A 24,100-nucleotide genomic window follows, 5' to 3' on the forward strand; every position below is an offset into this window, starting at 1 on the left:
CGAAAAGAAAGGACCCGGCTCAGGAGGTACCCCCTTGCACCCGATTCGCTGGCTCACGCCCGTCGTGACCCTCAGCCTGTCCCTCGGCATCCCCGCCGTGGCGACCGCGACACCCCCGAAGACGCGTCCGCAGAGCACCGAAGCCGTCGTCACCCTGATCACCGGCGACCGCGTCCGCGTCACGAGCACCCCGGGACAACCGGACCGGACCACCTTCGTCCCCGGTCCCGGCAGCAGGTCGGACGCGGCGCTGACCAGCAGCCTGAACGGACGCACGTACGTCGTACCGATCGCAGCGCAGCCCGACGTCCTCGCCGGTCGCCTCGATCGGTCCCTGTTCGACGTCCGCACATTGATCGCCGAAGGCGCTACCGAGAGCACGCCGGTCATCATCCGGTACGCCGGCGCCGCGAAGACCGCCCTCGGTCGCGCACGGTCCGCCGTCCCAGGCACCCAGGGCGGGCGGGTGCTGAACAGCCTCGGCGCCCGCGCAACCCGGGTCTCGGCAGGCACGTCCTTCTGGAAGTCCGTCGACAAGACCGCCCGGATCAGCCTCGATCGGCGCGTGCAGGCCAGTCTCGACCAGAGTGTCCCGCAGATCGGCGGCCCCGCGGCCTGGCAGCGCGGTCTGACCGGCAAGGGCGTCAAGCTCGCCGTCCTCGACACCGGCATCGACCCGACGCACCCCGACCTGGCCGGCCGGATCGCGGCCGCCGAGAACTTCAGCACGGCCGAGGATGCCAACGACCACCACGGTCACGGCACGCACGTCGCGAGTATCGCCGCCGGCGCCGGCGCGAAGCACAGGGGCGTCGCGCCCGAGGCCACCCTGCTCAGCGGCAAGGTCCTGAACGACAACGGCCAGGGCTATGACTCCGGCATCATCGCCGGCATGGAGTGGGCCGTCGCCCAGGGCGCCAAGGTCGTCAACCTCAGCCTCGGCGGCGATGCCACCGACGGCACCGACGAGCTGTCCCAGGCCGTCAACCGGATCAGCACCGAATCCGGAGCGTTGTTCGTCGTTGCGGCTGGCAACGTCCGCCCGCCGGACACCTCCTGCCGGATCAGCACCCCCGCGGCCGCCGACCAAGCGCTTGCTGTTGGCAACTTGTTGCGCGACGGCAAGACCAGTGAGCGCTCCTGCCGCGGCCCGCGGCTGGGTGACAACGTCGCGAAGCCGGAACTGTCCGCGCCGGGCACGGGTATCGTCGCGGCCCGCGCCGCCGGCACCTCGCTGGGTGAGCCGGTCGACGACCACTACACAGCAGCCTCCGGCACCTCGATGGCCGGCCCACACGCCGCCGGCACCGCCGCGCTGATCGCCCAGGCCCACCCGCAGTGGACTGCCGACGCCCTCAAAGCCCGGCTCATCTCCACCGCCGACCCACAGCCGAACAACCCGTTGACCGGCCAAGGAGCAGGCCGTGTGGACGCCGACCAGGCGACCGCCGCCGACCCGTCGGTCGACATCGCCGAGCTGGACCTCGGCACGATCACCTGGCCGTACCCGCAAACCGACCCAGTCACCCGAGAACTGAAGTACCGCAACCCGACGACGGCACCGGTCACCCTGAGCCTCGCCTCCGACCTCCCTGCCGTCCGGTTCAGCGCCCCCACCATCGTCGTCCCCGCGAACGGCGAGGCCGTCGTCACCGTCACCGCCGACCGTGCCGCCGCCGGCAGCGGACCGATCGCCGGGCGCATCACCGCGACCCCGACCGGCGCCGACCCGCTCGTCACTGTCATCGGCTGGTACGCCGAACCGGAGATGTACGACGTGACCGTCACCGGCATCGGCCGGACCGGCGAACCGGCCGACGGCGAGCTCGGCCTGAACCGGCTGGACGGCGAGCAGCCGAACCTCGAGAACCCACAGCTCGTGGACGGGACGGCGAAGGTCCGCCTCGCCCCCGGTCGGTACGACCTGTCGTCGATATTCCTCACCGACGCGACCGACGCCACGCCGGGCCGCTTCGACCTGGTGCTGAGCGAGGAGTTCGAGGTCCGTCGACCGACGAGCCTGACCCTCGACGCGCGCAAGACCCAGCCGCTGGATCTCGGCGTCCAGGGGCAGAACGTGGCGACCGCCCGGACGACCGAAATGTCCTTCGTCCGCGAGGTCCCCGGCGTCCGGCGGACGAACGGCGCCAGCGCGAGCGGCGCCCGGCGTACGTTCGCCGCGACCAGGACCGCGGCGCCGACGGTCGGCTCGACGGAGATCGCCCTCGGCAAACGGCTGGAGCAGCCGCCGTACCTGGCTCAGATCGTCGGCGGACCGGCGTTCACCGCACTCGACTTCCACACCGGACCGCGATTCACCGGCCAGAAAGACCTGCGGGTGTCCGACGGCGGCGCGGGCTCGCCCGCCGAGCTGACCGGCGTGAAAGGCAAGCTGGCGCTGATCCGGACCGACGGAAGTCGCCCGAGCGGCGAACTGGCGAAGAACGCCCAGGACGCAGGTGCCGCGGCCGTCATGCTCTACCGGCCGGATCGGGCCGGGGACGGCGCAATGTTCAGCTTCTGGGCCCTCGGCGAGAACGGCGAGGCGACCCTGCCGACGATGCGGATCTCCCGGGTCAGCGCGCAGGCCCTGCTCAAGGGTTCAGCGACGGTCCGCGTCACCGGGCAGGCCGTGACGCCGTACGTCTACGACCTGGTCGTCCCGTGGCGCGACCGGATCCCGGCCGAATCCACGGTGACCGTCCGGCCCGAGGAGCTTGCGACGATCGAGGAGACCTTCGGTGCCCACGTGCGCGGGGCGCGCCAGTCGGAGTCGCGGAGCGGAACCACCCCGGCGGGCGCGACGCTGAACACCTTCCTCCCGCCGGACTTCCCGACCCCGAGCAAGCGCACGGCGTACGTGCTGGGCAACGGCGTCCAGTGGTCGAGCGTGGTGTCGTTCGAAGGTGGCACGACGATGCACCTCACGAACACGCCGCGGACGTATCGGCCGGGCGCGAAGAGCGTCGAGCGCTGGATGACCGGGGTGCTGACCAGCGGCCTCCCCGATGGTCCGAGCGGGCCGGCAACCCAGGTCGGCCGGATGGAGGGTGGCCTTGGTCTGTCGTTCAGCGCGCTCGGCCGCGGCAGCCAGTACCTCCCGCACATCTATGCCGGCGGCGAGATCAAGGTCAGCCGGAACGGTCGGGAGATCGCCAACGAACCCGGGATCGGCGTGCTCGTCGACGTACCGGCCGATGCCGCGACGTACGCCGTCGACCTCGTCGCTGCCTCCGATCCCGACGTCTTCCGGTACTCGTCGTCGGTCGAATCGCACTGGAAGTTCCGCTCGAAGGGCGGCGCGGACGAGGTGATGCCGCTGGTGCTCGCCGACCTCGACGTACCGCAGTCCGACGGCCTCAACCGGGTCCCGACCGGTCGGGCGGTGACGATCGACATCGGGCTCCGCCACCAGTTCGGCTCCGGCAGCACCGCAGCCTTCGCCAAGCCCAAGCTGGAGATCTCGTACGACGGCCGCCGCTGGACGGCGCTGCCGGTCACCGGCTCCGGCGCGAAGTACGCCGCCACGGTCACCCACCCGGCCTCGGCCGTCGGTAAGACGCCGAGCCTGCGGGTCACCGCGAACGATGCTGTCGGCAACAGCCTCAAGCAGGTGATCACCGCCGCCTACGGCCTGAAGTAGCCGACCGGGGTGGCGCATCGATTGCGCCACCCCGCTCTCAGACGAGGACCGCCGTCGCCTCGATCTCGATCAGGTGCTCAGGAACATCCAGGGCAGCCACGCCGATCAGCGTCGCCGGCGGAGCCGCGGTGACACCGAGCTTGCTCTTGGCACGATTGATGCCGTCGAGCAGCGCGGGCATCTTGTCCGGCGTCCAGTCGACGGCGTAACAGGTCAACCGGACGACGTCGTCGAACGTGCCGCCGGCGGCGGTCACGGCGGTGTTCACATTCAGGTACGCCTGCTCGACCTGCGCCGCCAGATCGCCCGCGCCGACGGTCTGACCATCGGCGTCCCAGGAGACCTGCCCGGCGACGAAAACCATCCGGCTGCCGGTCGCAACAGCCACCTGATGGTAGACGTCGACAGCCGGCAACGCGGCCGGATCGATCATGGTGTTCGGCATGATTCCCTCTCGTACTCTCTTGTGGTTACTCAGGAACCATAGGAGAGTATGGAGTGGGACGGAAGAACGCACTTTTCGGTGATCGGGGAACCAAATGGGAACCAAGCAGGTCAGCGGCCTGTCGGCGGCCGAGCAGGCCGATCTGAGCCGCGCGGATTCGCTGGCGCGGGAGATCTTCTCGGATGTCGCGAACAAGTGGGCGTTCCTGATCATCGAGACGCTCGGCGACGGGGTGTTGCGGTTCAGCGAGTTGCGGCAGCAGGTCGGCGGGATCAGCCACAAGATGCTCACGCAGAACCTGCGGATGCTGGAGCGCAACGGCTTGGTCGAGCGGACGGTCTACCCGACCGTGCCGCCGAAGGTCGAGTACCGGCTGACCGAGCCCGGTCAGGGGCTGCGGGCGACCGTCGACACCATGTGCGCCTGGACGCACAAGTACATCACCGACATCGAGTCCGCCCGGCAGGCGTTCGACAGCTAACGGCCGGCGGTGACGAGGCCGGCGTCGTAAGCGAGGATGACGGCCTGGACGCGGTCGCGGAGGCCGAGTTTGCTGAGCATCCGGCTGACGTGGGTCTTGACGGTGTGCTCGGTGAGGTGCAGCTCGTCGGCGATCTCGGCGTTCGAGTTGCCCTTGGCAACCAGGACGAGGACCTCGCGCTCGCGGGCGGTCAGGACGTCGAGCCCGGCCGCGACAGTCGGGTCGAGCCGGGTGTCGGCGAACCGGTCGATCAGCCGGCGCGTCACCGGGGGCGCGAGCAGGGCGTCGCCACCGGCGATCACCCGGACGGCGTTGATCAGCTCGTCCCGCGAGGACCGCTTCAGCAGGAACCCGCTGGCCCCGGCGCGGAGCGCGTCGTACACGTACTCGTCGAGGTCGAAGGTGGTCAGGATCAGCACCCGCGGGCCGCCGGCCAGCTGCCGGGTGGCCTCGATGCCGTCCATCACCGGCATCCGGACGTCCATCAGCACGACGGCCAGATCCAGGATCGCGGCCGCCTGCCGGATCGCGTCCGCCCCGTCGACGGCCTGGGCGACCACCTCGATATCGGGCTGCCCGTCGAGGATCATCGCGATCCCGTCCCGGACCAGGTCCTGGTCGTCGACCACCATCACCTTGATCGGGCCGACGCGCGCGTCGTTCACCGGCCGCCTACCGGGATCCAGGCGGCGACCGTCGTCCCGGCCCCCGGCGTACTGCGGATGTCGAGGGTGCCGCCCTCGATCCGGACCCGCTCGCGCATCCCCGGCAGGCCGTGCCGGTTCCCGCGACCGGCCGCCGCGACATCGAACCCGATCCCGTCGTCGGTCACCTCGACCCGCACTCCCGCCTCCTTGATCCGCACGGTCACCCGGACGGCGCTCGCCTTCGCATGTTTGACCACATTCGTCAGCGCCTCCTGCACCAACCGGTACGCCGTCACCTGTTGGCCCTCCGGCGGCGCGGTCAGATCGCCGTCCAGATCGAGCTCGATCGTCAGGCGCTCGTCCGCGACATCCGTGACCAACTGTGACAGATCGGCCAGCCCCGGCTGCGGCGCCAGCTGCGGGTCCGGGATGCCGTCTTCGTCACGAAGCGCCGACAGCAACCGATCCAGCTCACTCAGCGCCCGGCGGCCGGCGTCCCCGATCCGCTGGAACCCGGCCAGGACGTCGTCCTCACCGCGGCGGATCAGATCCGGACCGGTCTCGGCCTGGATCACCATCAGGTTCACCGCGTGCGCGACGACATCGTGCAGATCGCGCGCGATCACGGCCCGCTCGGTCAGCACGACCTGCTCGGCCTCGCGGACCTCGACCTGCTGCTCCAGCTCCGCCTCGCGCTCGGTGGCAGCCCGGTTCCGCCGGTAGAACCGCATCGCGACCCCGGCGGCGACCGGCAACAGGAACAGCAACGAGTAGGTCAGCGGCCAACGGTTCTCGACCAGCTGTTCGTACGTGACGTTGTGGATGCCGTCGACGCCGAAGGAGAACTGGAGATCATCGCCCTGCAACCGCGGGAAGATGTACTGCATCACGACGAACCGCATCCGCCAGGTGATGACCGGCAGAATCACCAACACACCGACCGCGGTCGGCAGCGTCCACCGCAGCGACCGATCGGCCTTGGGCACCGTGATCAGCCAGTAGAGCGCCAGCGCGAAGGCGCCGTAGTACGAGTAGATCGGATCCCCGGCCTGGTAGTTCACAATCAGCGCCCCGGCCGCAAGGACGACCACCGGGATCGCCGGCCAGCGGCGTAGTACGAGCACGAATGCGGCGAGCGCCAGCCCGTACGGCATCCAGCCGGGCGCGCTCCACCAGTTCCCGCGGAAGACGTCCTGCGCGAGCTCGGTCAGGATCAAGGTCGCGAACCCGGCGGCCAGCAGCACGATCCGCAGGACGTCGGCCGGCCCGCGCAGGAACGCGCGCAACTCCAGCCACTGCTCGCCGAGGGACGACGTCTGCGCCCGGCGCCGCCGGATCAGCAGGAACAGCAGCGCGACCGCGACGATCAGCAAGATCTGCCAGCGCGGCCAGTTCCGCCCCAGCACGACCTCGCGGAAGTACTCGCTGATCCCGCGCCCGCCGACCGCCAGCGGCGGACCCTCCGACTGCTGCCAGATCCAGTCCGGGTAGGGGTAGACGAGCTCGATCAGCCGGAGCCGGTTGACCTCCAGCAGCATGAGGAGGGCGGCCGTCGCGCCGGTCACCGACAGCGCGGTCGGCACCCGGCAGCGCCCGGCGAGCGACCACAACGCGAGTACTGCGCCGCCGAGCAGAACCCACTTCGGCTGGTTCGCGATCTCCGCCAGGTACGCGCCGAACAACAGGCCCGGCACCGCGATCGCCGGCGTGATCCGGCGGACGGCGATCAGCAGCGGCAGCACCATCAGCAGCAGCTTCAGCCACAGCGGCAGGAACGGCCAGCCGGCGTTCGTGGAATCGAGAGCACGATGCTGCAGACTCGCCACGCCCGCGACGGCGATGACGGCGTCCACCCAGAGGGCGCGGCGCTCGGTCCACAGTTGCTTCACGCGCCCATTGTTGCGCCGCGAGCACCCGAAAGCCGTCACTCTCAGGAGTGACACCCGGGTCACTCCTTCGGACTCGAAGGGCGCCGAGATGTCGCTCGCCCCGGCGAGCACGGTTGGCTCTCAGCGGCGATGTGCTGACCGGGGGTGCGCCGGGATCGTCGAAACATGACGATCGAGCTTGAGACACCGAGGATTCGGCGCCCGTTGCCGACCGCGATTCTGGTGCTGGCGGCAACCATGCTGCCGGTGCTGGTTCTGCTGGTCTGGCATCCGTGGGCGTCCGACATGGGGGATTTGCGGGTGTACTACGCGGCGGCCAAAGGGCTCGTCGACGGCGAGGACATCTACACCGTGCACCGGAACTATCCGGGGATGGGGCTCGGCTTCACCTACCCGCCGTTCGCCGCGATGGTGTTCGCGCCGTTCGCAATCGGTCAGGAGTTCGCGCGAATCCTGATCACGCTGGCCTCCGCGCTCTCGCTGCTGGTGATCGGCTGGGCCACGGCCAAGAAGCTCGGCTGGCGGCGCGAGTTCGGCATCCTGCTGGCGTTCGCCGCGCTGCTGTTCGAGCCGGTCTGGTCTACGCTGGGCCTCGGTCAGATCAACCTGGTCCTGCTGGCGATCCTGATGGTCGATCTGCTCGGCCTGACCCCGCGCCGATTCCGCGGCGTCCTCGTCGGTGTTGCCGCCGGCATCAAACTGACGCCGGGGATCTTCATCGTCTTCCTGATCGTGACCAAGCGCTACCGGGAGGCGGTCGTCGCGAGTGTGACCACCGCGCTCACGATGGTGTTCGCGTTCCTGCTGATGCCGAGCTCGACGATCGACTTCTGGACGAAGTACGTGTTCGACCCGGGCCGGGTCGGCCCGCCGCACTACATCGGCAACCAGTCGATCCGCGGCGCCGTCGTCCGGCTGACCGAGAACCTGCCCTGGTCCGGGCCGTTCTGGTTGCTGCTGGCAATCACCGTGGGGATCGCCGGCCTGTACGTCGCCCGTCGGCTGCACGCGCGTGGATTCGGCTTCGAGGCGGTCGTGGTGACCGCGTTCACCGGGCTGGCCGCCTCGCCGATCTCGTGGTCGAACCACTGGGTCTGGGCGGTTCCCGCGGCGGCGCTCGCCTGGCACCACCGCGGCAAGCTGCTCTCGGTGCGGACGGCGCTGACCGCGGGCTGGGTCACGATGTTCGTGCTCGGGCTGCCCTGGTGGCTACCGTTCGCCCACGACCAGGAGTTCCACTACAACGCCCTGCAGACCCTGGTCGCGGACTGCTACCTGATCGGCGCGCTGGCGCTGATCGGCTTCGGCTACCGGCTGCCTCAGCTGGTGAACTCCGAGGCGCGGATACGGTAGACCTGCAGATTCAGGTCGTAGTACTTGTCGGTCTCGCCGACCCACTCCATCCCGAGGCGAGCGGCGGTCGCGATGGCGCGCTTGTTGTTCGGGCGCGCCACCGCGAACAGCTCGTCGACGTCATGGGTGTTGAACGCCCAGGACATCAGGGCCCGGCTCGCCTCCACGGCGTACCCGTTCCCCCAGGCGCTCGGCCGCAACTGCCAGCCGATCTCGAGATCCTCCTCGTACGGTGGCAGCAGCCGGATCAGCAGCCCGCCGACGACCTCGCCGTCCGCGGCCCGGACGACGGCGAACCGGCCGGCCGGGACGACGAAGTTCGGCTGGGCCTCGACCCAGGCGGCCAGGATCATCCGCATCGTCGGCACGTCGGTCACCTTGTCGATCGCCGGTGCGAGCCACTGCGCCACGTCGGGCGATCCGTAGATCTCCAGCGCGGCCTCGGCGTCGGTCTCTTCCCAGTCCCGGATCAGTAGCCGGTCGGTCTGCAGGCTCAGCGTCACCTTGCCAGCGTACGTCGGGTTCCGGGTGGTTCGGATGGCCGGAAAATGAAGAAGCCGCAGGGTGGTCCTTGGAGGGACCACCCCGCGGGTGCCGAGTAGACCCGGGGGAGGGTGCTACTTCGGCTGTGGAGACGCCGAGGGGGGATTCGACGGTCTCCACCGGATCCGGAGGCCCCGAGGGGTGGGGTTCGAGAACCTCCGGTGGTTCAGCGTGGGCCCAGCTCCAACGGCTGGGTCCGGATCCATCGGGTGGTCGTCTGCTGGCGGCCCATGGCGATCACGTCACCGGCCGGCCCAGCCGAGAAGACCCGACTTGCGGTACTGCGCCGCGAGACGCCGACACCGCGCTGCACTTCGGCGAGCAGCTGGTTCAGCTTCGAACGCAACTCCTCCACCTCCGACTGTAGCGCGAGGATGTGCCGAATTCCCGCGAGATTGACCCCCTCTTCCTGCGAGAGGTGCTGGACGTAGCGCAGCCGGGCCACGTCGTACGCCGAGTACCGCCGGCCGCGGCCGGACGCCCGGCTCGGCACCACGAGGCCGAGCCGGTCGTACTGCCGCAGCGTCTGCGGGTGCATCCCGGCCAGTTGGGCCGCCACCGAGATCACGTAGATCGGGGTGCGGTCGTCCCAGGTCGGCACCTGGCTGAACGGGATGCTCATCAGGAGCTCCCGAACAACCCGGCGCGTAGATCGGGCTGGTCGGAGGCCGAGCTGAACTCCTGCAGCTTGGCGCGCTGCTCGTCGGTCAGCTCGTGCGGCACCTGGACCTGCAGCGTGAGCAGCAGATCGCCCTTGGTGCCGTCCCGCCGGGCGGAACCCTTACCGCGAACGCGCAGCTTGCTGCCGTTCGCCGTACCGGCGGGGATCCGGACCGTGACCGGAAGCCCGTCCAGTGTCGGGACCTTGATCTCGGCGCCCAGCGCGGCCTCGGTGAAGCTCACCGGGACGTTCAGCGTCAGATGCTCGCCCTGACGGCCGAAGATCCGGTGCGCGTGGACATGAACGGTGACGTAGAGGTCACCCGCGGGGCCACCTCGTTCACCGGCCGCGCCCTTGCCCTTCAGCCGGATCCGCTGGTTGTCCTGGACGCCCGCCGGGATCCGGACCTGCATGGTCTTGCTCGACTGGCCGCGGCCGGAGCCGTGGCAGGTCTCGCACGGCTGGTCGACGACCAGACCGCGACCCTTGCACTCGGTGCACGGCTCGGTCATCGCGAACACACCGCCCTGGACCGAGGTCTGCATCCCGGTGCCTTCGCACTTGAGGCAGACCTTCGGCACCGTGCCGTACTTAGCGCCCGTCCCGCGGCAGGTCTTGCACGGCTCGTCGCTGGTCATCCGCAAGGCGACGGTGACGCCGTTCACGGCCTCGCCGAACTCGATCGTCGCCTCGGTCTCGATGTCCTGCCCGCGCCGCGGCCGCGCCGTCGTCGTACTGCCCGACGAGCGACCGCCACCGCCGAACATGCCGCCCAGGATGTCGCCGAGACCGCCGGCCCCGGCCGCGCCGCCCTGGCCGCCACCGCGGTTGAACAGGTCGCCGACGTCGAAGTTGAACCCGCCGCCGCCCTGACCACCGCCGCCCGGCATCCGGAAGCCACCGCTGCCGAACAGCCGCCGCGCCTCGTCGTACTCCTTGCGCTTCTTGGCGTCCCCGACGACGTCGTACGCCTCGGAGACCTCCTTGAACTTCGCCTCGGCGCCGGCGTCACCCTGGTTGGAGTCCGGGTGATACTTCCGCGCCAGCTTGCGGTAGGACTTCTTGATCTCGTCCTGTTCGGCGGTCTTGGAGACGCCGAGAACCTTGTAGAAGTCCTTCTCGATCCAGTCCTTCGTGCTCATCCGGCGTCTCCCCTCCCGTCGTTACTCCGCGGACTCGTCCGCGTCATTCGTCGCCTTCTCCCCCGGTGCGTCCGGCAGCTGCTCGGTGGGCTCCGAGACGGCCACCCGGGCCGCCCGCAGGATCCGCTCGCCGTGGCGGTAGCCCGGCTGCATCACCATGGTCGCGGTCGGGCCGTCGACCTCGTCGGAGTAGTTGTGCAGCAGGGCCTCGTGAATGCGCGGGTCGAAGGCGTCGCCCTTCTCGCCGAACTTCACCAGGCCGAGCTTCTCGGTGGCCCGCTCCAGCGACTCGGCGACCGCCTTGAAGGCGCCCTCCAGCTCACCGGCCTCGCGGGCCCGGCCGACGTCGTCCAGGATGCCGAGCAGCTCGGTCAGCACGGAGCCGATGACGAGCTCACGGCTCGCCTCCCGGTCCCGGTCGACGCGGCGCTTGTAGTTCACGTATTCGGCCTGCAGTCGCTGCAGGTCCGCCGTGCGCTCCGCGAGGGCCTCGGTGAGCAGGGCCTCCTGGGCGGACGGACCGATCAGGTCGGACGGGTCGGCGTCGCCGCGCGGCGGCTGACCCGCGGGAGCCGCGTTCGGCTCCCGCACGTCACCGGTGTCCGGATCGATCCGGCGCTTGTCCCGGACGACGGGCTCGCCGTCGCCGAACTCGCTGCCCGTGGGTCGATCCGTCACTTGTCCTCCGCCTTCTTGTCCTGCGGCCGGTCCTCGTCCACGATCTCGGCGTCGACGACGTCGTCGTCCTCGGCCTTGGTCTCACCGTCGGCCTGAGCGCCCTCCTCGGCGCCACCGGCCGCCTGGGCGTTCGCGTACATCGCGGCGCCCATCTTCTGGCTGGACTGGGCGAGCTTCTCGGACGCCGCCTTGATCGCGTCGTCGTCGGTGCCCTCGAGCGCCTTCTTCAGCTCCGCGACGCCGTCCTTGACCTCGGTCTTCACGTCGTCCGGGATCTTGTCCTCGTTCTCGGACAGGAACTTCTCGGTCTGGTAGACGAGGCCTTCGGCCTGGTTGCGGGACTCGACGGCCTCGCGGCGCTTGCGGTCCTCCTCGGCGTACTGCTCGGCGTCGCGGACCATCTGGTCGATATCGGTCTTCGGCAGCGCGGAGCCGCCGGTGACCGTCATCCGCTGCTCCTTGCCGGTGGCCAGGTCCTTGGCGTTCACGTGCACGATGCCGTTCGCGTCGATGTCGAAGGTGACCTCGATCTGCGGCACGTTCCGCGGCGCCGGCGGCAGGCCGGTCAGCTCGAAGTTGCCGAGCGACTTGTTGTCGCGGGCCATCTCGCGCTCACCCTGGTAGACCTGGATCATCACCGACGGCTGGTTGTCCTCGGCGGTGGTGAAGATCTCCGAACCCTTGGTCGGGATCGTGGTGTTCCGCTCGATGATCTTGGTGAAGACGCCGCCCTTGGTCTCGATGCCCAGGCTCAGCGGAGTCACGTCGAGCAGCAGGACGTCCTTGACCTCACCCTTCAGCACACCGGCCTGCAGGGAGGCGCCGACCGCGACGACCTCGTCCGGGTTGACGCCCTTGTTCGGGTCCTTGCCGCCGGTCAGCTCCTTGACCAGCTCGGCCACGGCCGGCATCCGGGTGGAGCCGCCGACGAGGATGACGTGGTCGACCTTGGAGACGTCGACGCCGGCGTCCTTGATGACGGCCTTGAACGGCGCGCGGGCGCGCTCGAGCAGGTCGGCGGTGAGCTTCTGGAACTCGGCCCGGGAGAGCTTCTCCTCCAGGTGCAGCGGGCCGGAGTCGGTCAGGCTCAGGTACGGCAGGTGGATGCTGGTCTCGGCGGCGCTGGAGAGCTCGATCTTCGCCTTCTCCGCGGCCTCCTGCAGACGCTGCATGGCCATCTTGTCACCGGACAGGTCGGTGCCGTTCTTGTTCTTGAACTGGGTCACCAGCCACTGGACGATCCGCTGGTCCCAGTCGTCGCCGCCGAGGTGGTTGTCACCGGAGGTGGCCTTCACCTCGAAGACGCCGTCGCCGATCTCCAGCAGGGACACGTCGAAGGTGCCGCCGCCGAGGTCGAAGACCAGGATGGTCTGCTCGGTGCCCTTGTCGAGGCCGTAGGCCAGCGCGGCCGCGGTCGGCTCGTTGACGATCCGGTGCACGTTCAGACCGGCGATCTCACCGGCCTCCTTGGTCGCCTGGCGCTGCGCGTCGGAGAAGTAGGCCGGCACGGTGATGACCGCGTCCGTGACCTGCTCCCCGAGGTACGCCTCGGCGTCCCGCTTCAGCTTCTGCAGCACGAAGGCGCTGATCTGCTGCGGGGTGAACTTCTTGCCGTCGATGTCGACGTTCCAGCTCTCACCCATGTGCCGCTTCACCGAGCGGATCGTCCGGTCGACGTTCGTGGTGGCCTGGCGCTTGGCCACCTCGCCGACCAGGACCTCGCCGTTCTTGGCGAAGGCCACCACCGAGGGCGTCGTGCGCGCTCCCTCGGCGTTGGGGATGACGGTGGGCTCGCCACCTTCCAGTACGGCGATGACGGAGTTCGTCGTACCGAGATCGATACCGACCGCGCGGGCCATGCTTTACCTCCACGAGTTGAGTGATACAGACTCAATGTTGCCGTTCGGTCGCTCCGGTTTCAAATCCGTGACTGAACAAACTTGAGTTCACTGGACTCAACATTGCACACGGCCCAGGTCATTCCCAAGGCCGACCCCGGATTTCGGGGTCGGGACCGGGGTCCGGCCAGGGTGACCCCTCCCGTGGAATGGGCTTTCCGTGGGACTCTGACCAGGTGAGAATCCGCCCCCTGACGCCCGCCGACTACGCCGCGGTCCTCGCCCTGAACGAGACCGCGACCGGCCTGGTCGACCCGCTCGGCCTCGACCGGCTCGACTGGCTCCGGCTGATCGCGGCGCACGCCGTCGTCGTCGAGCAGGACACCCGCCCGATCGGCTTCGTCCTCACCTTCACCCCCGGCTCCGCCTTCGACGGCCTCGAGTTCAACTGGTTCACCACCACCTACGCCGACCGCTTCCTCTACATCGACCGCATCGTCATCGACGCCGCCTTCCGCCGCCAAGGCGTCGCGACCGCCGTCTACCGAGCCATCGAACGCGCCGCCCACCCCTTCGACCGCGCCGTCACCCACCACCGAACCCACACCCCCGACCCCGCCGCCCAAGCCTTCCACCAATCCCGCGCCTACACCCCCCTAACCACCCACCACCGCCCCGACGCCACCGAAGTGACCTTGCTCTCGAAGGATCTGGTGTAGGGACCCGAACCGCCACCGCTGCACATTCACCGCGCCACACCTCGACCCAGCGTGACTATCCCGCGGGCCCGCCGATTGTGCAGCGGTGGGGATCCGTCTGTGGATAAGCGGCGGCGAGCGGGCGGTACTTGCGTCACCATCGGTAGGTGGCCGAGGTCGTCGAGTTCCTGCAGCGCCGTGACGGCGCGGCATCGTACGGCCAGCTGCGTTCGGTGGTCTCGGCCCGCTCGATCCGCGGCGCGCTCGCCGACGGCCGGATCCGCCGAATCGCCAAGGGGGTCTACGCACTGCCGCCGCTCCCGGACCCACTGGCCGCCGCCCGCGCGCAAGGAGGTGTCGTGTCGCACCTGAGTGCGGCGCTTCTGCACGGCTTCGCGATTCTGGATCGGCCGGACCGCCCGCACATCACCATCCCGCGGATCCGGCACCGGCACCTGAGCCCGATCCCCTGCGAGTTGCACTGGGCCGACGACGTGCCGTCCGACGGCTGGTGCACGACGAAGCTCCGGACCGTCCTGGACTGCGCCCGCACGCTGCCATTCGACGCCGGGCTCACCGTCGCCGATTCGGCGCTACGGCTCGGGGCGGTCGACCGGAGCCAGCTGCTCGTGGCCGCCGCCGGGCTCAGCGGCCCAGGCTGCCGGGCAGCGCGCCGGGTCGCCGCCGCGGCGGACGGCCGGGCCGAGTCGCCACTGGAGTCCGTTCTCCGCGCCATCCTGATCGAGGCGGGGATCGACGGCTTCGAGCCGCAGGTCGTCGTCCGCGACGAGTCCTTCTCGGGACGGATCGACCTCGGGCACCCCGGCCTGCGGATCGCCCTCGAGGCGGACGGGTTCGAGTTCCACGGCACCCGGTCGGCTCTCACCCGGGACTGCCGCCGCCACGTCGCCCTGACGATTCGCGGCTGGCGGCTGCTCCGCTTCTCTTGGGAGGACGTGATGTTCGACCGCGGCTGGGTAGTCAGCGCTGTCCGGAGCGCCAGCGCTGCACATCTCGCCGACAACGCACCGACCGCGGCGAACCGCCTGGCCGGGTGACCAATTGTGCAGCGGTGGCGGTACTAGAGCGGACGCCCCGCGATGAAGGTTTGGGTTACGAGGGGGACGCCGGGGCGGTAGGGGAGGTGGAGGTAGGAGGGGGCGTCGAGGACGGCGAAGTTGGCTTGGGCGCCGGGGGTCAGGTGGCCGAGGTCGGGGCGGCGGAGGGCGGCGGCACCGCCGGCGGTGGCGGACCAGAGGGCTTCGGCGGGGGTCATGTGCATCTCGCGGACGGCCAGGGCGATGCAGAACGGCATCGAGGAGGAGTAGCCGGAGCCGGGGTTGCAGTCGGTGGCGAGGGCGATGGTGACGCCGGCGTCGAGGAGTCGCCGGGCGTTGGGGTAGGGCGAACGGGTGGAGAACTCGACGGCGGGGAGGAGGCCGGCGACGACGCCGGACTGGGCGAGCGCGTCGATGTCGGCGTCGGTGAGGTAGGTGCAGTGGTCGGCGGCGGCGGCGCCGACTTCGGCCGCGAGTTGGACGCCGGGGCCCTCGCCGAGCTGGTTGGCGTGAATGCGGGGCTGCAGGCCGCGGGCAAGGCCGGCTTCGAGGATCGTGCGGGCCTGGTCGGCGTCGAAGGCGCCGCGCTCGACGAAGACGTCGATCCACTTCGCATGCGGGGCGACGGCGTCCAGCATCGGGCCGGTGACCAGGTCGACGTACGCCGCGGGGTCGTCGGCGTGGTCGGCGGGGACGACGTGCGCGCCGAGGTACGTCGTCTCGGCGGTGAACTGGCGCGCGATCTCCAGCGAGCGGGCCTCGTCGGCGACGCTCAGGCCGTAGCCGGATTTGATCTCGATCGTCGTGGTGCCCTGGCGGCGCATCTCGGTGACCAGGCGGGCGACGTTCGCGGTGAGCTGTTCGTCGGTGGCCTGGCGGGTGGCGGCGACCGTCGTCCGGATGCCGCCGGCCGAGTACGGCGTACCGGTCATCCGGGCGGCGAACTCGGCGGCGCGGTCACCGGCGAAGACGAGATGCGAGTGCGAGTCGACGAAACCGGGGACGACGGCGCGGCCGCCGACGTCGATCGCGGTGTCGGCGGCGGGGGCTTGGGCCCGCGGCCCGGCCCAGGCGACCTTGCTGCCGTCGACCAGGAGGGCGGCGTCGGCGAGCTCGCCGAGCGGGCCGCCGTGCGCCGGGTCGTTGGTCACCAGCGAGCCGATCCCGGTCACCAGAAGCGAGGTCATGCGGTCACGGCTCCGATCGAAGTGGCCAGCTCGGCGGCGACGTCGAGATCACTATGCTTGCCTTCAGCAACCAGATGGCGGCCGCCGGAGACGACGTCGGTGACATCCGCGGCGGAGGCGGCGAAGACGGCTGTCTCGACGGTTCCGCCGGTGCCGGCGGTGCGGACGCTGTCGAGGCGGACGGCGACCAGGTCGGCGCGGGCGCCCACCTCGATCCGGCCGGCGTCGGGGAAACCGAGCGAGCGATGACCGTCGACCGTCGCGGCGCCCAGCAGCTCGGGCGCCGACCAGTGGCCGCGCTCCTGGGTGGCGAGCCGCTCGTCGAGCTCGACGGCGCGCATCTCCTCGAAGAGGTCGATGACGGCGTGGCTGTCCGAGCCGAGGGTCAGCCGGGAGCCGGCGTCGCGGAGGGCGCCGGACGGGCCGATGCCGTCGGCGAGATCGCGCTCGGTGGTGGGACAGAAGCAGGAGTACGTCGCTGAGCCGCCGAGCAGCCCGATGTCGACGTTCGTCAGGTGGGTCGCGTGCACGGCGCTCGTCCGGCCGCTGAGGAAACCGACCTCGTCGAGCACCTGGGACGGCGTCCGCCCATAGGCCTCCAGACAGGCGGCGTTCTCCGCGACCTGCTCGGAGAGGTGAATGTGCAGCGGGACGTCGGGGAACGCGGAAGCCACCGCGCCCAACTGATCCTGCGGCACGCCGCGCACCGAATGCGCCGCCGCCCCGATCACGACGTCGTCCGACCCCTTCAAGGCCGACACCCGCACCGCCCACGAGGCAGCGTCGCCGTCGCTGAAGCGCTGCTGGGTTTCGTTCAGCGGCTGATCGATGCCGCCGGCGAGGTAGCAGGTGTCGAGGAGGGTGATCCGGATGCCGACGTCCTGGGCGGCGGCGATCAGCGCGGCGCCCATCGCGTTCGCGTCGTCGTAGCGGCGGCCGCCGGGGGCGTGGTGCAGGTAGTGGAACTCGCCGACCGCGGTGATACCGCCGAGCAGCATCTCGCCGTAGACGGCGCGGGCAAGCTGGTAGTACGTGTCCGGGGTGAGGCGGGCGGCGACGGCGTACATCTGCTCACGCCAGGTCCAGAACGTGCCGCGCTCGGTCTGCGTGCGGCCGCGGAGGGCGCGGTGGAACGCGTGGCTGTGGCAGTTCGCCAGGCCGGGCAGGACGAGGCCGGCGAGCCGGACCGCGTCGCCGGCGGCCGCGCCGGTCTGCACCGAGGTGATGCGGCCGTCGGCGACGGTGATCAGGACGCTGTCCGCGACGCCGGTGGGCAGAAGGGCGGTCGAGCACCAGTACGACGTCACTTCGCCAAGTCCTTCAGTACGGCGGCCAGCGCCTCGACGCCGGCCAGACAGTCATCCTCTTCCGCGAACTCGGCCGGGGAATGCGAGATCCCGGTCGGGTTGCGGACGAACAGCATCGCGGTCGGGACCCCCGCTGCCGAGAACACGCCGGCGTCATGCCCGGCACCGGTCGGCAGGACGGGCGCGCCGTCGAGTACGCCGACGATCCGATCCCGCAGCCCGGCCGGGAAGTCCACGATCGGCGACACCGACTCCGGCGTGACGACCACCGTCGTCCCGTCCCGCTCGGCGCGCTCGACGGCCTGCCGGGTAATTGCTGCCAGCAACGACTCCAGCGTCGCGGTGTCGGCCGCGCGCGCATCCAGCCAGGCGGTCACCGTGGACGGTACGGCGTTCGTCCCGTTCGGCTCCACCGACAGCCGCCCGAACGTCGCCCGCGCGCCCGCCAACCGGGCTTGCTTGTTGGCGGCCAGCGCCGTCATCGCATACGTGAGCATCGGGTCGTGCCGGTCCTCCATCAGCGTCGTCCCCGCATGATTCGCCTCACCGGTGAACGTGAACCGATACCGCCCATGCGGCCAGATCGAACTCGCCACCCCCACCGGAGCCGTCAGCCCGCGCCCCTGCTCAACATGCAACTCGACGAACGTCCCCATCTTCGCGAGCAGCGGCGACGGCCCAACCCCAGCCGGATCCGTCCCGTCGTCCTCCAGCGCACGCCGCAAACTGACCCCCTGCCGATCGGTCAGCGCCAGCGCCTTCTCCGCCGGCAACACCCCTGCCGCGACCCGAGACCCCAGACAAGGCATCCCGAACCGCGACCCCTCCTCCTCCACGAACGCCCCCACCCCGATCGGCACCCGCGGCACAAACCCCTCCGCCCGCAACCGATCAACAGCAGCCAGCGCCGAAACAACCCCCAGCGGACCGTCAAAAGCCCCGCCGTCAATCACCGAGTCCAGATGACTACCGGTCACCACCCCCCGGCGTGCAGCCGGCTCCCCGCCGGGTAGGTAGAGAGCAGAGCGGGAGCCGCCGTCAGGCGAGCCGGAGCTGGGCTCGGCGGAGCCGGCCACGTCCGGACGGTGCCCGGCGACGCCGCCGGATGCTCCCGGCGGCCCGGCAGAGCCGGAGCCGTTCCCGGCTGTGCCGGAGGCAACGTTCCCCGCGCGGGGAGCCGGCCGGAGGGCCGGCTTTCCGCGCGGGTCACCGGCGGGATCCCACCAGGCGATCAGGTTGCCCAGGCCGTCGGATTCGAGGGTCAGGTCGCGGGTGGCGCATTCGGCGCGGAACCAGTGGGTGGCTTCGCGTTCGGTGGGGGTCCAGCCGCCTCGGGTGTAACCGCCGGTGTCGGGGTCACGGCCGATGGCGGACTGGACTGCCCACAGGGATTCGAAACTCAAGGTCAGGCCAGCGGGTTCTTCGACAGCCAGTCCTTGGCCACCGCGTCCGCGCTCTCCTTACCGACGTCGATGCGCTTGACCAGGTCGGTGAGCCCCTCGGTGGTGAGCTTGGCCTGGACGGCGTTCAGCGTCGAGGCGACGTCGGGGCTCTTGTGGTCGGTACGGATCAGCGGAACGATGTTGTTCGGCAGGTGGATGTGCTCCGGGTCCTCGAGCACGACCAGGTTGTTGTCCTTGATCACCGACTGCGTGGTGAAGAACTGGGTGACCTGCACGGTGTTGTCGAGCAGCGCCTTCAGGCTCAGCGGGCCGCCCGGGTCGAGCGACTTGAACTCCTTGAACTCGATCCCGTAGACGTCCTTCATCCCGGCGACCCCGGCCTTGCGGGTCTTGAACTCGGGACCGCCGCCGGCGACCAGCTCCTTGCCGACCGGCTTCAGGTCCGCGATCGACTTCAGCGAGTACTTGTCCGCGGTCGCCTTGGTGACGACGATCGCGTCCTCGTCGGCGGCCGGCGACTTGTCCAGCACCTCGAGACCCTTCGGCAACGCCGGCTGGATCGCCTTGTAGACGGCCTCGGCCTCGTTCTCGGTGGCGTCCTTCTTGAAGTAGACGAGCGTCGCGCCGGTGTACTCCGGCAGGAGGTCGATCGACTTGTCCTGGATGGCGGCCATGTAGACCTCACGGGCGCCGATGTTGAGCTTCTTGGTCACCTTGATGCCCTTGGCCTCCAGCGCCTGGGCGTAGATCTCGGCGAGCACCTGGCTCTCGGCGAAGTTCGCCGACCCGACCGTGATCGAGTCGACCTTGTCGGGCGCGGCGCCGCCGGCGTCGCCACCGCTCGACAGCGGGTCACCACCACCCCCGCAGGCCGCGAGGGCGAACACCGCCGACGCGGCAATGGCGCTACGGATGAAGGTTCTTCTGAACACGGGGTCCTCCAGGGTCCGTTCTCAGTGCGCGCCGGCCGGTGCCGGTGCGGTCGAGGTCTTCTGAGTCTTGCGAATGCGCCCGGTCAGCCCCGCCGAGACGGCGTACCGCCCGATGAAGGCGAAGGCCAGGTCGAGCACGATCGCGAGCAGCGCGACCAGCACGGCGCCGGCCAGCATCTGCGGGAAATCACGGACCCCCAGTCCGTCGATCACGTAGCGTCCGAGCCCGCCGAGCGCGACGTACGCCGCCACGGTCGCGGTGGACACGATCTGCAGGGTGGCGCTGCGCAGCCCGGAGATGATCAGCGGCAGCGCGATCGGGATCTCCACCTTGGTGAGGATCTCCCGGCCGGTCATCCCCATCCCGCGGGCGGCGTCGATGGTCGCCCGGTCGACCCCCGCGACCCCCGCGTACGTCGAGGCCAGGATCGGCGGGACGCCGAGCACCACCAGCGCGATGATCACCGGCACCTGCCCGATCCCGATCAGCAGCACGATCAGCGTCAGCAGACCCAGCGTCGGCAGCGCGCGCCAGGCGTTCACGGTGTTGATCGCGACGAACGCGCCGCGCCGGGTGTGACCGATCAGCAGGCCGATCGGGAACGCGATCAGCGCGGCGATCGCGAGGGACAGGAACGTGTAGCCGAGGTGTTCGGCCAACCGGGTCGGGATCCCCTCCGAACCCGACCAGTTCACCGAGTCGCCGAGGAAGTCGAAAAGCCCCTGGATCATGCGATCGCCTCCTTCACCGGCGCGACGGCGCGCGCCCACGGCGTGAGCAGCCGCTGCAGCCCGACCAGCGCGATGTCACAGACCAGCGCGAGCGCCAGCGAGAGGACGACGCCGACGATGATCGGGGTCAGGAAGTCCTGCTGGAAGCCCTGTGTGAACAGCTCGCCCAGCCCGCCGACGCCGATGATCGCGCCGACGCTGACCATAGAGATGTTCGCGACCGTGACCACGCGCAGCCCGGTGAAGATCACCGGGATCGCGATCGGCAGGTCGATGGTGAGCACCCTGCGCAGCGTGCCGTAGCCCACCGACACCGCGGCCTGCAGCACCTCCTCGGGCACCGAGCGCAGCCCGTCGATCACGTTCCGGATCAGCAGCGAGACCGCGTAGATCGTCAGCGCGACGATGATGTTGATCGGCGACAGGATGCCGGTCCCCAGGACGGCCGGCAGCACGATGAACAACGCGATCGAGGGCAGCGAGTAGAGCACACCGCCGAGCGCGACCAGCGGGTTCGCCAGCCAGCTGTACCGGGTGGCGACGTACCCCAACGGCAACGAGATCAGCAACCCGAGCAGCATCGGGATCAGCGCCAGATAGAGATGCTCGCGCAGTTGCTCCCAGATGAGAGCGGAGTTGTCAGCAACCCAACTCATGCGCGGATCGCTTCGGCGAGGGCGGCGTACTCGACGACGCCGACGACCTTGCCCGCCTCGTCGACGCAGACGCCTTTGCCGACCGGCGAGGTGAGGACGGCGTCGAGTGCGGCACGCAGCGAATCGCCGCGCTGGAAGGTCGCGCCGACCGGCTCGAGCTCGCCGGAGCCGTTCGCCCAGCCCTTCGGCGTGCCGTCCTCGGCGCGGGCCAGCTCACCCGGTACGTCGGTCAGCCGCAGCGTGTCGGCCGTGACGAACGTCAGCGCCCGGTAACCGCGGTCCTTACCGATGAAGCTCTCGACGAACTCGTCGACCGGATTCGCGAGCAGCTCGGCCGGCGGGGCGAACTGGGCCAGCTTGCCGCCGACGCGCAGGACGGCGACGTTGTCGCCGAGTTTGATCGCCTCGTCGATGTCGTGGGTGACGAAGACCATCGTCTTGCCGATGTCGCGCTGCAGCCGGAGCAGCTCCTCCTGGAGCTGGTTGCGGACGATCGGGTCGACCGCGCTGAACGGCTCGTCCATCAGCAGGATCTTCGGGTCGGCCGCGAGCGCGCGGGCGACGCCGACTCGTTGCTGCTGGCCACCGCTGAGCTGGGCCGGATACCGGTCGGCGAGTTTGAGATCGAGACCGACGCGCTCGAGCAGCTCCAGCGCCGTGCTACGGGTCTTCGCCTTGTCCCAGCCGAGCAGCTTCGGGACGGTCGCGACGTTGTCGAGCACGGTCTTGTGCGGGAACAGGCCCGCGTGCTGGATGACGTACCCGATCCCGCGCCGCAGCTGGACGGCGTCCTGGGAGTTGATGTCCTCGTCGTCGATCGAGATCGTGCCGCTACTGCGCTCGATGGTCCGGTTGATCATCCGCAGCGAGGTGGTCTTACCGCAGCCGGAAGGGCCGACGAAGACGGTGATCTGGTGGCTCGGGATCCGCAGGGACAGGTTGTCGACGGCGACGGTGCCGTCCGGATACCTCTTGGTGACGTCCTTGAACTCGATCATGGCGCCCTTTCGCGCTTGTCGTCGGTCGCCCGATTGACCCTAGCGGACCGAGCCCCCCAAAACAGGTGATCGGGGGGAATCTCGGTCCGCGGGAAAGTGCACCATAACGGTAGGGATTTGACCGGTCGCAGCCGGTACTCAGGACTCCTGCATCGGAACCCGCACCCCGCGCTCGGCGGCGACCCGCTCGGCAATGTCGTACCCGGCGTCGACATGGCGGATCACGCCCATGGCCGGATCGTTGGTGAGCACCCGCTCCAGTTTCTGCCGGGCGAGATCGGTGCCATCGGCAACCGACACCTGGCCGGCATGGATGGACCGGCCGATGCCGACGCCGCCGCCGTGGTGGATCGACACCCACGACGCGCCCGACGACACGTTCACCATCGCGTTCAGCAACGGCCAGTCCGCGATCGCGTCCGAGCCGTCGAGCATTCCTTCGGTCTCGCGGTACGGCGAGGCCACACTGCCGGTGTCCAGGTGGTCCCGGCCGATCACGATCGGCGCCTCGAGCTCACCCGAGGCGACCATGTCGTTGAACCGGACGCCGGCCTTGTCCCGCTCACCTTGACCGAGCCAGCAGATCCGGGCCGGCAGGCCCTGGAACGCGACCCGCTCACCGGCCATCTTGATCCACCGGGTCAGGTGCTCGTCGTCCGGGAACAGGTCGAGGATCGCCTGGTCGGTCTTGGCGATATCGGCCGGGTTCCCCGACAGCGCGGCCCAGCGGAACGGGCCCTTGCCCTCGCAGAACAGCGGCCGGATGTACGCCGGCACGAACCCGGGGAACTCGAACGCCCGCGCGTACCCGGCCTTACGGGCCTCGTCGCGGATCGAGTTGCCGTAGTCGAACACCTCGGCGCCGGCGTCCTGGAACCCGACCATCGCCTCGACGTGCCGGGCCATCGACTCCTGCGCCCGCTCGGTGAAGCCCTTCGGGTCCTTCTCGCGCGCCGTCACCCAGTCGTCGAACTCGACGCCGACCGGGAGGTACATCAGCGGGTCGTGCGCCGACGTCTGGTCGGTGACGATGTCGATCGGCGCGCCACGCTGCAGCAGGTCCGGAACGATCGTGGCGGCGTTGCCGAGGACGCCGATCGACAGCGGACGGCGGGCCTGCTTCGCCTCCTCCGCGAGCCGCAGCGCCTCGTCCACCGAACCGGCCCGGACGTCGAGGTAGCGATGCTCGATCCGGCGATCGATCCGGGTGGAGTCGACGTCGATGCAGATCGCGACGCCGTCGTTCATCGTGACGGCCAGCGGCTGCGCGCCGCCCATGCCGCCGAGGCCGGCGGTCAGCGTGATCGTGCCGGCCAGCGAGCCGCCGAACTTCTTCGCGGCGACCGCGGCGAACGTCTCGTACGTGCCCTGCAGGATGCCCTGGGTGCCGATGTAGATCCAGGAGCCGGCCGTCATCTGGCCGTACATGGTCAGCCCGAGCGCCTCCAGGCGGCGGAACTCCTCCCAGGTTGCCCAGTCGCCGACCAGGTTCGAGTTCGCGATCAGCACCCGCGGGGCCCACTCGTGCGTCTGCATGACCCCGACCGGGCGGCCGGACTGGACCAGCATGGTCTCGTCGGCCTTCAGGTTCGTCAGCGTCCGGACCATCGCGTCGAACGAGTTCCAGTCCCGCGCGGCCTTACCGGAACCGCCGTACACAACCAACTCGTCGGGGTGCTCCGCGACCTCGGGGTCGAGGTTGTTCTGCAGCATCCGCAGCGCGGCTTCCTGCTGCCAGCCTTGCGCGGTCAGCGTCGTACCGCGAGGGGCGCGCACGGGACGGGGTCCGGAGGACATGGGGTGATCCCT

General features: G+C 69.9%; 21 protein-coding genes. 5 read left to right on the forward strand and 16 right to left on the reverse strand.

Annotated elements, in window-relative coordinates; genetic code table 11:
- Positions 1-34 precede the first annotated feature (34 nt).
- Entirely contained in the window at positions 35-3,643 is a 3,609-nt protein-coding gene (locus HPO96_RS14675) for a S8 family peptidase (RefSeq protein WP_171673998.1), read from the forward strand.
- Between the two features lie 37 nt (positions 3,644-3,680).
- Here HPO96_RS14675 and HPO96_RS14680 read toward each other — a convergent pair whose 3' ends face one another.
- Positions 3,681-4,088: a RidA family protein gene (locus tag HPO96_RS14680; RefSeq protein WP_171673999.1), complete on the reverse strand. Its 408-nt coding sequence runs from the start codon at positions 4,086-4,088 to the stop codon at positions 3,681-3,683.
- 94 nt (positions 4,089-4,182) lie between these two features.
- Here HPO96_RS14680 and HPO96_RS14685 point away from each other — a divergent pair, with 94 nt between their 5' ends.
- The gene (locus tag HPO96_RS14685) at positions 4,183-4,569 is read left to right on the forward strand and encodes a winged helix-turn-helix transcriptional regulator (RefSeq protein WP_171674000.1); all 387 of its coding nucleotides are present in this window, start codon (positions 4,183-4,185) and stop codon (positions 4,567-4,569) included.
- Here the strand turns inward: HPO96_RS14685 and HPO96_RS14690 are convergent.
- Positions 4,566-5,234, reverse strand: a complete 669-nt coding sequence (locus tag HPO96_RS14690) for a response regulator transcription factor (RefSeq protein ID WP_420371462.1) — start codon at positions 5,232-5,234, stop codon at positions 4,566-4,568. The genes HPO96_RS14685 and HPO96_RS14690 overlap by 4 nt on opposite strands.
- Positions 5,231-7,105: an ATP-binding protein gene (locus HPO96_RS14695; protein WP_171674001.1), complete on the reverse strand. Its 1,875-nt coding sequence runs from the start codon at positions 7,103-7,105 to the stop codon at positions 5,231-5,233. The genes HPO96_RS14690 and HPO96_RS14695 overlap by 4 nt, the downstream gene beginning before the upstream one ends.
- Before the next feature lie 165 nt (positions 7,106-7,270).
- On the opposite strand from HPO96_RS14695, the gene HPO96_RS14700 reads away from it, so the two are divergent.
- A complete protein-coding gene (locus HPO96_RS14700; protein WP_171674002.1) occupies positions 7,271-8,458 on the forward strand; it encodes a glycosyltransferase 87 family protein in 1,188 nt (395 codons plus the stop codon).
- Here the strand turns inward: HPO96_RS14700 and HPO96_RS14705 are convergent.
- The 5 genes from HPO96_RS14705 to dnaK all read right to left on the reverse strand — a co-directional run bounded on the left by HPO96_RS14705 (position 8,425) and on the right by dnaK (position 13,341).
- On the reverse strand, positions 8,425-8,961 hold the full coding sequence (locus HPO96_RS14705; RefSeq protein ID WP_171674003.1) for a GNAT family N-acetyltransferase: 537 nt from the start codon (positions 8,959-8,961) through the stop codon (positions 8,425-8,427). The genes HPO96_RS14700 and HPO96_RS14705 overlap by 34 nt on opposite strands.
- Before the next feature lie 206 nt (positions 8,962-9,167).
- Positions 9,168-9,623, reverse strand: coding sequence for a heat shock protein transcriptional repressor HspR (locus HPO96_RS14710; protein WP_171674004.1), 456 nt, complete (start codon positions 9,621-9,623; stop codon positions 9,168-9,170).
- On the reverse strand, positions 9,623-10,804 hold the full coding sequence (gene dnaJ, locus HPO96_RS14715) for a molecular chaperone DnaJ (RefSeq protein ID WP_171674005.1): 1,182 nt from the start codon (positions 10,802-10,804) through the stop codon (positions 9,623-9,625). Before dnaJ ends, HPO96_RS14710 begins: the two co-directional genes overlap by 1 nt.
- Positions 10,805-10,825: 21 nt before the next feature.
- A complete protein-coding gene (gene grpE, locus HPO96_RS14720; RefSeq protein ID WP_171674006.1) occupies positions 10,826-11,482 on the reverse strand; it encodes a nucleotide exchange factor GrpE in 657 nt (218 codons plus the stop codon).
- On the reverse strand, positions 11,479-13,341 hold the full coding sequence (dnaK, locus tag HPO96_RS14725; protein WP_171674007.1) for a molecular chaperone DnaK: 1,863 nt from the start codon (positions 13,339-13,341) through the stop codon (positions 11,479-11,481). The genes grpE and dnaK overlap by 4 nt, the downstream gene beginning before the upstream one ends.
- Before the next feature lie 215 nt (positions 13,342-13,556).
- On the opposite strand from dnaK, the gene HPO96_RS14730 reads away from it, so the two are divergent.
- Both HPO96_RS14730 and HPO96_RS14735 read left to right on the forward strand, forming a co-directional pair.
- Positions 13,557-14,039 carry a GNAT family N-acetyltransferase gene (locus tag HPO96_RS14730; RefSeq protein WP_171674008.1) on the forward strand — a complete coding sequence of 161 codons (483 nt, stop codon included), beginning with the start codon at positions 13,557-13,559 and terminating at the stop codon, positions 14,037-14,039.
- Between the two features lie 146 nt (positions 14,040-14,185).
- Entirely contained in the window at positions 14,186-15,076 is an 891-nt protein-coding gene (locus HPO96_RS14735) for a hypothetical protein (RefSeq protein WP_171674009.1), read from the forward strand.
- Between the two features lie 23 nt (positions 15,077-15,099).
- On the opposite strand, the gene hutI is transcribed toward HPO96_RS14735, so the two are convergent.
- The 8 genes from hutI to hutU form a co-directional block, all read right to left on the reverse strand.
- Entirely contained in the window at positions 15,100-16,263 is a 1,164-nt protein-coding gene (gene hutI, locus HPO96_RS14740; protein WP_171674010.1) for an imidazolonepropionase, read from the reverse strand.
- Positions 16,260-17,570 (reverse strand): formimidoylglutamate deiminase, encoded by a 1,311-nt coding sequence (locus HPO96_RS14745; protein WP_171674011.1) that lies wholly within the window; start codon positions 17,568-17,570, stop codon positions 16,260-16,262. Before HPO96_RS14745 ends, hutI begins: the two co-directional genes overlap by 4 nt.
- Positions 17,567-18,979, reverse strand: coding sequence for an allantoate amidohydrolase (locus tag HPO96_RS14750; RefSeq protein WP_238355189.1), 1,413 nt, complete (start codon positions 18,977-18,979; stop codon positions 17,567-17,569). Before HPO96_RS14750 ends, HPO96_RS14745 begins: the two co-directional genes overlap by 4 nt.
- On the reverse strand, positions 18,976-19,905 hold the full coding sequence (locus HPO96_RS14760) for an ABC transporter substrate-binding protein (protein WP_171674012.1): 930 nt from the start codon (positions 19,903-19,905) through the stop codon (positions 18,976-18,978). The genes HPO96_RS14750 and HPO96_RS14760 overlap by 4 nt, the downstream gene beginning before the upstream one ends.
- Before the next feature lie 21 nt (positions 19,906-19,926).
- A complete protein-coding gene (locus HPO96_RS14765; RefSeq protein WP_171674013.1) occupies positions 19,927-20,637 on the reverse strand; it encodes an ABC transporter permease in 711 nt (236 codons plus the stop codon).
- Positions 20,634-21,293: an ABC transporter permease gene (locus HPO96_RS14770; RefSeq protein WP_171674014.1), complete on the reverse strand. Its 660-nt coding sequence runs from the start codon at positions 21,291-21,293 to the stop codon at positions 20,634-20,636. Before HPO96_RS14770 ends, HPO96_RS14765 begins: the two co-directional genes overlap by 4 nt.
- A complete protein-coding gene (locus tag HPO96_RS14775) occupies positions 21,290-22,291 on the reverse strand; it encodes an ABC transporter ATP-binding protein (RefSeq protein WP_171674015.1) in 1,002 nt (333 codons plus the stop codon). The genes HPO96_RS14770 and HPO96_RS14775 overlap by 4 nt, the downstream gene beginning before the upstream one ends.
- Positions 22,292-22,429: 138 nt before the next feature.
- Positions 22,430-24,088, reverse strand: a complete 1,659-nt coding sequence (gene hutU / locus HPO96_RS14780) for a urocanate hydratase (protein WP_171674016.1) — start codon at positions 24,086-24,088, stop codon at positions 22,430-22,432.
- Positions 24,089-24,100 lie beyond the last annotated feature (12 nt).

The sequence above is a fragment of the Kribbella sandramycini genome (assembly GCF_013131805.1).
GTDB classification, from domain to species: Bacteria; Actinomycetota; Actinomycetes; order Propionibacteriales; family Kribbellaceae; genus Kribbella; species Kribbella sandramycini.

Bases quoted from the DNA above. Each gene is read 5' to 3' on its own strand.
- HPO96_RS14765 (WP_171674013.1), bottom strand. From the start codon at position 20,637: ATGATCCAGGGGCTTTTCGACTTCCTCGGCGACTCGGTGAACTGGTCG.
- HPO96_RS14700 (WP_171674002.1), top strand. From the start codon at position 7,271: ATGACGATCGAGCTTGAGACACCGAGGATTCGGCGCCCGTTGCCGACC.
- hutU (WP_171674016.1), bottom strand. From the start codon at position 24,088: ATGTCCTCCGGACCCCGTCCCGTGCGCGCCCCTCGCGGTACGACGCTG.
- HPO96_RS14775 (WP_171674015.1), bottom strand. From the start codon at position 22,291: ATGATCGAGTTCAAGGACGTCACCAAGAGGTATCCGGACGGCACCGTC.
- dnaK (WP_171674007.1), bottom strand. From the start codon at position 13,341: ATGGCCCGCGCGGTCGGTATCGATCTCGGTACGACGAACTCCGTCATC.
- hutI (WP_171674010.1), bottom strand. From the start codon at position 16,263: ATGACCTCGCTTCTGGTGACCGGGATCGGCTCGCTGGTGACCAACGAC.
- HPO96_RS14680 (WP_171673999.1), bottom strand. From the start codon at position 4,088: ATGCCGAACACCATGATCGATCCGGCCGCGTTGCCGGCTGTCGACGTC.
- HPO96_RS14770 (WP_171674014.1), bottom strand. From the start codon at position 21,293: ATGAGTTGGGTTGCTGACAACTCCGCTCTCATCTGGGAGCAACTGCGC.
- dnaJ (WP_171674005.1), bottom strand. From the start codon at position 10,804: ATGAGCACGAAGGACTGGATCGAGAAGGACTTCTACAAGGTTCTCGGC.
- HPO96_RS14710 (WP_171674004.1), bottom strand. From the start codon at position 9,623: ATGAGCATCCCGTTCAGCCAGGTGCCGACCTGGGACGACCGCACCCCG.
- HPO96_RS14685 (WP_171674000.1), top strand. From the start codon at position 4,183: ATGGGAACCAAGCAGGTCAGCGGCCTGTCGGCGGCCGAGCAGGCCGAT.